Annotated in this window: 1 protein-coding gene and 1 pseudogene; both read right to left on the bottom strand. The window is 62.1% G+C overall.

The window, feature by feature from the left end; translation table 11 throughout:
- A partial coding sequence (locus EN969_RS33510; RefSeq protein ID WP_127419886.1) for an AI-2E family transporter occupies positions 1-524 on the bottom strand: 524 nt, incomplete at its 3' end.
- A 117-nt stretch (positions 525-641) separates the two neighbouring features.
- Positions 642-807, bottom strand: a pseudogene (locus EN969_RS36480) (LLM class flavin-dependent oxidoreductase); the annotation flags it as partial.

Below are 807 nucleotides of genomic sequence, written 5' to 3' on the forward strand. Positions count from 1 at the left end.
GTTCCCGCCGACAGGATGTTGCTGGCGGCCGCCGACAGGATGCCGGACTGCGCCACCGCCACCTTCTGAATACCGGACTCCTGCGAGGTCTCGGTCAGTTGTTCGATCTGATGCGAAATCTGCATGATCTTCTCGAGCGGCTGTCGCAATTGCGCCAACCGTTCGGTGAGCTTCTGGCCGATCGACGAGGTGTTGTTGATAAGATCGATGATCGGGCCACTGAGCAGATAGCCGGCGGTGGCGAACACACAAAGGGACAACAGCACCAGAAGGGTTGCCGAGATCACTTCCGGGATACCGTGCTTGCGCAGCAGCCGGACGATCGGCGTCAGCGTCAGCGCCAGCAGGAAAGCCAGAAGCACTGGCATGAAAAAGGCGCGGGCGAAATAGAGCGCGTAGATGGCCATGAAGAGAAAGATGCCGATCAGCAACGAGCGCATCAGACGCGTGTCGGCGCGAGCCGCGACGCGCGAATCCGGTTCATCGGAAACGTCCTGTCCCCAGGCTGTGGGTTCGGTTTTCATGGTCACCCCTCAAGCCGGCGCCCCTTCGCACGGCAATCGCCTCCATGAAACGCAGAGTTACGGGCGAGGGTTCCATGAGCCGGCTTCGGGATTGAGGCCGCTCGCGCCGGCTCCGGGTCAGGCTGCCGGCGACGTGACGGCTGTGGCGGGCTTGGCTGTTTCCTTGCGCACGATCGGCGCCACCCTGGTGCCGTAGAGTTCGATCGCCTTCATGATCTTGGCGTGCGGCATGGTGCCGATCGCCATCTGCAGCAGGAAGCGGTCATTGCCGAAGATCTTGTGC

This window comes from Mesorhizobium sp. M7A.F.Ca.CA.003.01.2.1, assembly GCF_003998945.1.
Taxonomy (GTDB): domain Bacteria; phylum Pseudomonadota; class Alphaproteobacteria; order Rhizobiales; family Rhizobiaceae; genus Mesorhizobium; species Mesorhizobium ciceri.